The 7898-nt window shown below is 67.6% G+C and carries 9 protein-coding genes; 5 read left to right on the top strand and 4 right to left on the bottom strand.

Translation table 11 applies throughout. From position 1 onward, the window contains the following. The first annotated feature begins 1 nt into the window (after position 1). From sigK to NWF34_RS04245, 3 genes are all read left to right on the top strand, one after another. Positions 2-610, top strand: coding sequence for an ECF RNA polymerase sigma factor SigK (gene sigK / locus NWF34_RS04255; protein ID WP_096274526.1), 609 nt, complete (start codon positions 2-4; stop codon positions 608-610). Then, complete coding sequence (locus tag NWF34_RS04250) at positions 603-1439, top strand: anti-sigma factor (protein ID WP_024497709.1); 837 nt, start codon at positions 603-605, stop codon at positions 1437-1439. Before sigK ends, NWF34_RS04250 begins: the two co-directional genes overlap by 8 nt. A gap of 169 nt (positions 1440-1608) precedes the next feature. After that, the gene (locus tag NWF34_RS04245; RefSeq protein ID WP_236577618.1) at positions 1609-2568 is read left to right on the top strand and encodes an alpha/beta hydrolase family protein; all 960 of its coding nucleotides are present in this window, start codon (positions 1609-1611) and stop codon (positions 2566-2568) included. 42 nt (positions 2569-2610) lie between these two features. Here the strand turns inward: NWF34_RS04245 and NWF34_RS04240 are convergent, their stop codons facing one another. Together NWF34_RS04240 and NWF34_RS04235 are read right to left on the bottom strand one after the other, a co-directional pair. Beyond that, positions 2611-2988, bottom strand: a complete 378-nt coding sequence (locus NWF34_RS04240) for a LuxR C-terminal-related transcriptional regulator (RefSeq protein WP_024497707.1) — start codon at positions 2986-2988, stop codon at positions 2611-2613. A gap of 242 nt (positions 2989-3230) precedes the next feature. Next, entirely contained in the window at positions 3231-3923 is a 693-nt protein-coding gene (locus NWF34_RS04235; RefSeq protein ID WP_035760270.1) for a LuxR C-terminal-related transcriptional regulator, read from the bottom strand. 368 nt (positions 3924-4291) lie between these two features. Between NWF34_RS04235 and NWF34_RS04230 the strand changes: the two genes are divergently transcribed. Both NWF34_RS04230 and NWF34_RS04225 read left to right on the top strand, forming a co-directional pair. Beyond that, positions 4292-5047, top strand: coding sequence for an acetoacetate decarboxylase family protein (locus tag NWF34_RS04230; RefSeq protein WP_024497705.1), 756 nt, complete (start codon positions 4292-4294; stop codon positions 5045-5047). Positions 5048-5097: 50 nt separating this feature from the next. Continuing rightward, on the top strand, positions 5098-6105 hold the full coding sequence (locus NWF34_RS04225; protein WP_024497704.1) for a pirin family protein: 1008 nt from the start codon (positions 5098-5100) through the stop codon (positions 6103-6105). Here the strand turns inward: NWF34_RS04225 and NWF34_RS04220 are convergent, their stop codons facing one another. Together NWF34_RS04220 and NWF34_RS04215 are read right to left on the bottom strand one after the other, a co-directional pair. Continuing rightward, entirely contained in the window at positions 6106-6792 is a 687-nt protein-coding gene (locus NWF34_RS04220; protein ID WP_024497703.1) for an FMN reductase, read from the bottom strand. It lies immediately after the preceding gene. Then, positions 6789-7895: an LLM class flavin-dependent oxidoreductase gene (locus tag NWF34_RS04215; RefSeq protein ID WP_024497702.1), complete on the bottom strand. Its 1107-nt coding sequence runs from the start codon at positions 7893-7895 to the stop codon at positions 6789-6791. Before NWF34_RS04215 ends, NWF34_RS04220 begins: the two co-directional genes overlap by 4 nt. Positions 7896-7898: the final 3 nt, after the last annotated feature.

Below are 7898 nucleotides of genomic sequence, written 5' to 3'. Positions count from 1 at the left end.
AGTGACATCGGACGACGGCAGCGCGACCCCCGATGCGGACCACGGACGTGGACACGAATCTCGTTTGTTGCGCGATCTTCTCGAATCGGCCTCCACCGGGGACCGAGCCGCGTTCACGCGTCTGTACGACCTGACCAGCTCGCGCATCTACGGACTCGCGTTCCGTGTCATCCGCGACCGCGAGTACGCCGAGGAGATCGTGCAGGAGGCGTATCTGCAGTACTGGCAGAAGGCGAGCGACTACCACCCCGCACGTGGTTCGGTCATCACCTGGATGATGACCATCGCCCACCGTCGCGCCGTCGATCGCGTGCGCACCGAACAGCTCCAGCAGGAGCGGATGTCCGATTACGGCGCCGCTTCCGTCGAAACTCCGCGCAACATTCCGCTCGAGGTGGTTGTCCACGCCGACGAGGCGCGTACGCTACGAACATGTCTCGGCGAGCTCACGGACTTGCAACGGAGCTGTATCGAGATGTCCTACTTCGGCGGCCTGACCTACCCGGAGGTGGCATCACAGACCGAGACCCCCTTGCCCACCATCAAGTCCCGGATCAGAGATGGCTTGCGCCGCCTGAAAAAGTGCTTGGGGACGCAGGAGGATGTCTGAACTGACCATGACAAGAACCGACGCGGACCCCGACGACGGCATGTCCGCCTGGCTCGATGACCACATCGAGTTGTACGCCGTATCCGCCCTGACTCCCGAGGAGACCCTCCGCGCGGAACGGGAACTCGCCGCGCTTCCCGCGGCGAAGCGGTCGTCCTACGAGGCACGCATCGTCGAGATCCACACCGCCATGGCCGGATTCGCCAGCACATACGCCCTGGAGGCGCCGTCCGATCTCCGACGCCGCGTGCTGTCGCACATCTTCGACGGCACCGCGCGGTTCGGCTCGTCGCCATCGGCACAGACAACGACACCCGAGCCCGTGGATCGACACCGTCAGAGGAGCACGCAGGGGCCACGGCGGAAGACGGCCGTGCTCGCGGCGGCCGCGGTGACCGTCGCCGTGGCACTCGGCGCCGGCGTCCTGATCGGCCGTACGACGGCACCGGAACCCTCGCCGTCCGCGACGGCGGTCGGCGGGGGGCAGCAGGAGGTCCTCGAGGTCCTCGCGGCCGGTGACTCGACCGTCACCGCAGAAACCCTGGCGGACGGCCACGGGACGATCACGGTCATCGCCTCCGAGACGGTCGGCCGCGCGGTGACACTCATCCGGAACCAGCGCCGTCCGATCTCGCCGGACAGCGCGTTCCAGCTCTGGCTGGTGGGCGGAGCGGAGAACCCGGTACCCGCCGGCCTGATCCCGGGAGGTGACACCGAACCGGTCGTCGTCGACGGACTCGGCGACGCGCAGGTCCTGGCGGTGACCATCGAACCAGCGAGCGGCTCCGCGCAGCCGACGACGCCGATCCTGGTACAGGTCCCACTCTGAGCCCACGGCACCGAGCAGACGCACGCCTACACTGACGACGGGGGTACTCCGCGGGACGACTGCGGCGTTCTGCGTCGCGACACATCGTTGGGACGGATCGAGGATGACAGGCGGGGACGTGGTGTACGTGCACGGTGGTAGATGGTTCTGGTCGGCCATGCTGGCGACGATGGCGATGCTGGGTGCGCTCGTCGTGGTACCCGCGTCTGCCGCCGACGCGGCGCCGGGATCTCGAGTCGTCGACAGGTACGTCGACGATCCCCAGCAGACGACTCTGCTGGTGCACTCGGCGGCGATGAATCGCACGGTCGCGGTGACCGTACTGACCCCACGCGACCGGTCGCGTCCGGCCCCGGTGCTGTACCTGCTCAACGGTGCCGGCGGTGGCGAGGACTCGGCGACCTGGGATGCGCGGACCACCTACAAGCGGTACTTCGCCGACAAGAACGCCTATGTCGTCACGCCGATCGGCGGCGCCTTCTCCTACTACACCGACTGGCAGCGCGACGACCCGGTACTCGGCCGCAACAAGTGGCAGACGTTCCTGACCAGGGAACTCCCGCCCGTCATCGACGCCGAGTTCCCGACGACGGGCGCGAACGCCATCGCCGGAATCTCGATGGCGGGCACCTCGGTGCTCAACTTGGCCATCGCCGCACCCGGCCTCTACCGGTCCGTCGCTGCGTTCAGCGGATGTGCACGGACGAGCGATCCGGCCGGCCAGCAGTACATCCGGATGGTCGTCGAGGATCGTGGCGGCGGGAACGTGGTGAACATGTGGGGTCCGCTCAACGGTCCCGGCTGGCGTGCGAACGACCCCTATCTGAATGCCGAGAAACTGCGCGGGACCAAGGTGTACATGACCAGCGGGACCGGCGCGCCCGGTGTGCATGAGCAACTCGGGGACCCGGGCATCGACGGCAATGCCTTCGATCTGGCCAATCAGGCCATCGTGGGCGGCGGGATCGAGGTCGCGATCGACATGTGCACCCGCCAGATGGTCCAGCGGATGCGGTCCCTCGGACTGCCCGTTCAGGTGAATCTCCGGCCGACCGGCACCCACTCATGGGGCTACTGGCAGGACGACCTGTACGCGACCTGGCCCAACCTGGCGCGCGACCTGCGCTGACCCCCTTCTCCGAGGATCACCGCAGACCACGCGTGGTGATGATCACCAGCGATCGAGGCTGGTGTACCCGTCCTGGAGGGCGCGCGCGAAGAGATGTGTCTTGGTCGGGGCCGGACGGCCCACCGCGGTGTATTTGGCACGGATTCGTGCGAGGTGGGTGCTCACGGTCGACGCCGAGATGAAGAGTCGGGCTGCCGCCTCTTCTTTCGACTCGGCGGCGAGCCAGGCGAGCAGAACCTCGACCTCACGGTCGGACAGGCTCGGTCGCGGCAGCGCCGACGGTGCGCGGTCACCGGCCGTGCGGTAGTCGGAAAGCCGGGCGATTCCGTTGTGTAGCATCGTTTCCGGCGAGCCGACGCGACGCTGGTCCACGGCCCCCCGGGACTGTGCGGTTCGATAGAACTCTGAAGTGGCCGTCACTGGTCCATCCCCTAATTTCTGGCGCAATGCTCACGTCCCCCGACGCCGTACGCTCCGCGCATCATTCCCAATGATTCTGAAAGTAGTGCTGCTGCCGATGACCCGGTAGACCCAGAATTGGGGACTTCTACTGTTCTGACGTCGATCGACTGCCGATTCCCCACCGTTCCCCTTTTCTGCCTACTGATTCCGCACCTGAGTCGTCCTTTGCTAGGGCCGAAGTTCCCTATTATCAGTGACTTTCACCGACCGGGATCGGTGCCGCGACTCCGGTTCCGCTGGGGCACCGGCAGCCACCCGTCCTCCACCGCACGCTTGAACAGGTCGACCTTGGTCCGGGTCGGCCTGCCGGCGTCGGCGTACTTCTGCCGTATCCGCTTCAGGTACTCGTTCACGGTCTCCGCGGACACACCCAGAGCAGCTCCCACCCGAGCCGACGTCTCCCCCGACGCGTACAGGGCCAGAACCTTCTGCAGCTGTGGCGACAGATCGACTGCGGCCAGCTCGGGGTCGCCGTCGATGGCCGCGGCCCACTCGGTCGTGAGCACCGCCCGACCCTCGGCAGCCGCTCGGATCGCGTCGATGATGACCGATTCATCCGCCGACTTGAGCACGACGCCGAGCGCGCCTGCCCGAGCCGCCGAACGCAGCAGCGCGGTGTGTTCACCGGATGTGTACACGACCGTGGCGACACCGGCAGCGGAGAGCGCGTTGACGTTCTCCCTGGGCGTGGTCCCGTCGTCGAGGCGCAGATCGAGCAGGACGACGTCGAGGGGCATCCCCGCGAGCACACTTGTGACCGTGGATGCCGAACAGACCAGCGAGATGTCGTCGACCGGATCCAGGACCCGCTCGATCCCCCAGATCGGCGAACGGTGATCGTCGACCATCCCGACCCGGATGACGCGATCCACCGGAGCCTCGTCTGCCGTCATCGCGCGCACCACGTCATCGGCACCCGGCCCGGTGCCGCACTCCTCCGGTGTGGCGACGCGACGTTCCCCTCGGGCATCGACGGTGCCCCCTTTCGTCGGCTCACCGTGCAGCCTTCTCGCGCCTTCAGCAATTACACAGCGCTCCGGGGCCACACACTGGGCGAACCGTATACGACAAGTCGGACATCGACCGTTGGATTGCCTGGACCAGCGACAACCCGTCACGTTTTCCACCGTCGATGTCCACAGGATGGGGGACATCCGCCTTCTTCGACCTCTCCGCACCCCGGTCATGCCAGACTAGAACACGTTCTAGTGTTCGTCGATGCGGCCGACCACCCGCATCCGACCAGAAGAAGGAAGTACCGGTGACAGCACCTTCGTCCCACGACATCCTCGGCACCACGGTGACCATGCCCGTGGAGATCCGGCATGCGCGGTGTTTCGTCGCCGGCTTCACCGCCGACGCCGCAGCCGTCCAGCGTGCGATCGACAGCGAGTCCGGACGGCCCGGCACACTGCGTCCGCTGCGGATCCGTCCAGGACGTGCGATGTGCATGCTCGTCTTCGTCGACTACATCGACGGCGACCTCGGGCCGTACAACGAGTTCGGTGTCTGCTTCCTCGTCGACGACCCCTCCCGACCGCCGGCCTCACCCGTCCGAGCGCTCCGCGCTCTTGCGAAGGGCGACGCGCGGGCCCTCGTCCACCGGCTACCGGTGGACGGCGACTTCACCCTGGCCGCCGGACGTGGGATCTGGGGTTTCCCGAAGACGCTGGCCGAGTTCGACGTCGATCACGGCTCATCGGTCCGGCACGGCCGCCTCGAGGCCGACGGCGCGCTGATCGCGGACCTGCGGATCAAGCCCGGCATCAAGGTCCCGGACACGACCGCCGACACCGTCCTGCACGCCTACTCGCAACTCGACGGCATCACCAGGCTCACTCCCTGGCGGCTGACATCGGTGACCGGCACCCGCACCCGTCTCGGCGGGGCGGATCTCGAGCTCGGCGACCACCCGATCGCCGCCGAACTCCGGTCGCTCCGACTCGGGCGACGCGCGCTGATGACCAGCTCGGTGGAGAAGATCACGATGCTGTTCGAGAACCCGACACTCGTCTGAGGACACGCGTCTGGCCACATCGGCCCCCCACCCCGGGGAGAATGGTCGCCATGAGCAATCTGGAAGCCCATCCGGCCGAGGTCGAATGCCACACCGACACCGGCCGGGCGACGGGCGCCGGACACCTCCGCATGGAGGTTCTCACCGCCCGCGACGTGCCCCTCGGCGGCCCTCGCGCGATGACCGTCCACCGAACCCTCCCCCAACGCTCGAGATCACTCATCGGCGCGTGGTGCTTCGTCGACCACTACGGACCCGACGACGTGGCGAGCACCGGCGGGATGGATGTGGCGCCGCATCCGCACACCGGCCTGCAGACGGTCAGCTGGCTGTTCACCGGCGAGGTGGAGCATCGCGACACGATGGGCAACCACGCGATGGTCCGGCCCGGCGAGATCAACCTGATGACCGCGGGACACGGCATCGCGCACACCGAGGTCTCGACCCCACCGACCACCATCCTCCACGGCGTCCAGTTGTGGACCGCGCTTCCCGCCCACGCCGCCGACACCCCAAGGGATTTCGCCCATCATCGCCCGCACGACGTGGTGCTCGAAGGGGTCACGGCCAAGGTGTTCCTCGGCGAGCTGTTCGGCACCCGCTCACCGGTTCACACGTTCACCCCGCTGCTCGGTGCCCAACTCGACTTCGCCCCCGCCGCCACCGTGGACATCGACGTCGATCCCGCCTTCGAACACGGCATCCTCGTCGACGTCGGGACCATCGAGGTCGCCGACACCGGCGCCGCGCCTCTCGAACGCACCGAACTCGGCTACCTCGGGGTGGGTGCCTCACGACTGACGCTCACCAACACCTCCGACGACGCCGCGCGGATGATCCTGCTCGGTGGCACCCCGTTCGGCGAGGACATCGTGATGTGGTGGAACTTCATCGGTCGCACGCACGACGAGATCGTCGGGTTCCGCGAGGAGTGGATGGCCCACAGCGAACGGTTCGGGCAGGTGCAGGGATACGAGGGACCGATCCAGCACCTACCCGCACCCGCACTGCCGCACTCCCGGCTGCGCCCGCGGAAGAACACGCCGGGCAGCGCCTGATCAGGAGCCACCCAGCAACCTCGCGAAGTTGGCGATCCCCGCCGCTTCGATCGCCTGCTGTCGCGCGCCGGGTCCCCCGACGCGCGCGCCCGCCGGTGCGGCCTCGGTTCCCGGACGCGGAGTCGACGCACGCGGCCGGATCAGGGACGCGAGTTCGGTTGCCGCACGGTCGATCCGGTGGTTCAGCCCGGTGTCCCCGGGCCTCTCGGCGCCCGCCCAGTCCTCCGACGCCGCGTACACCCCGGTGGGCACGACGACGGTTCGGAGATACGAGAACAGCGGGCGCAGCGCGTGATCGAGCACCATGGAGTGCCGCGGGCTACCACCGGTGGCGCCGATCAGCACCGGCTTACCGGCCATCGCGTCCACGTCGACCAGGTCGAAGAACATCTTGAACAGGCCGCTGTAGGACGCGTTGAACACCGGCGACGCGACGACCAGCGCGTCGGCGGACTCGATCGCGTCGAGCGCGGCACGGGTCTCCCCGGAGGCGAAGCCGACGGCCGTCGAACGTCCGAGATCAACGGCCAGATCCCGCAGGTCGATCACCTCGACGTCGGCGGCCACCCCGCGACCGCTCAGCACGCCGGTCACCGCCGTCGCCATCCGATCGATCAGCATCCGCGTCGACGACGGCTCGGACAGCCCGGCGTTCACCGCAACGACGCGCAGGACACCCTCGCTCATGACCGCACCTCCACCTTCCCCACTTCGTCGGACTCCTGGCGACCGGCCACCAGGGACGCGTGGGTCGGCGCGTCGGGTACATCGGCGGGCCTGCCCTGAGCGAACCCCTCGCGCAGCTCGGGCAGGACCTCGCCGAGTAGATCGAGCTGTTCGAGCACGACCTTCAACGGCAGTCCCGCGTGATCGACGAGGAACAGCTGGCGCTGGTAGTCCCCGAAGCTCTCGCGGAACGACAGTGTCTTGTCGACGAACTCGGCCGGACTGCCCACCGTCAGCGGCGTCTGCGACGTGAAGTCCTCCAGCGACGGACCGTGGCCGTACACGGGTGCGTTGTCGAAGTACGGACGGAACTCACGCACCGCGTCCTGTGAGCGGGGCCGGATGAAGAACTGGCCGCCCAGGCCGACGATGGCCTGGTGGGACTTGCCGTGGCCGTAGTGTTCGAATCGCTCGCGGTAGAACGTGATGAGCCGCTGGAAGTGTTCCTTGGGCCAGAAGATGTTGTTGGCGAAGAAGCCGTCCCCGTAATACGCGGCCTGCTCGGCGATCTCCGGACTGCGGATCGACCCGTGCCACACGAACGGGGCCACCCCGTCGAGCGGACGCGGGGTCGAGGTGAACGACGTGAGCGGCGTACGGAACCGGCCCTCCCAGTCGACGACGTGCTCGGTCCACAGCCGGTGCAGCAGGTGGTAGTTCTCGATGGCGAGCGGGATACCCTGGCGGATGTCCTGCCCGAACCACGGATAGACGGGCCCGGTGTTCCCACGTCCGAGCATCAGGTCGACCCGGCCGTCGGCGAGGTGCTGGAGCATCGCGAAGTCCTCGGCGATCTTCACCGGATCGTTCGTGGTGATGAGCGTGGTCGCGGTACTGAGCTGAAGACGTCGCGTCTGCGCGGCGATGTAGGCGAGGGTCGTCGTCGGCGAGGACGAGAAGAACGGCTCGTTGTGGTGCTCACCGATCGCGAACACGTCGAGCCCGATGTCCTCGGCCTTCTTCGCGATCTCGACGATCGCCTTGATCCGTTCGTTCTCGCTGGGCGTCCTGCCCGTGGTGGGGTCCGTCGTGATGTCGCTGACGCTGAAGATTCCGAACTGCATGTC

Source organism: Gordonia sp. GONU, from assembly GCF_024733855.1.
GTDB classification, from domain to species: domain Bacteria; phylum Actinomycetota; class Actinomycetes; order Mycobacteriales; family Mycobacteriaceae; genus Gordonia; species Gordonia amicalis.
Note: the sequence above shows the minus strand (reverse complement) of the source record. Positions and strands in the feature narration are given on the sequence as shown.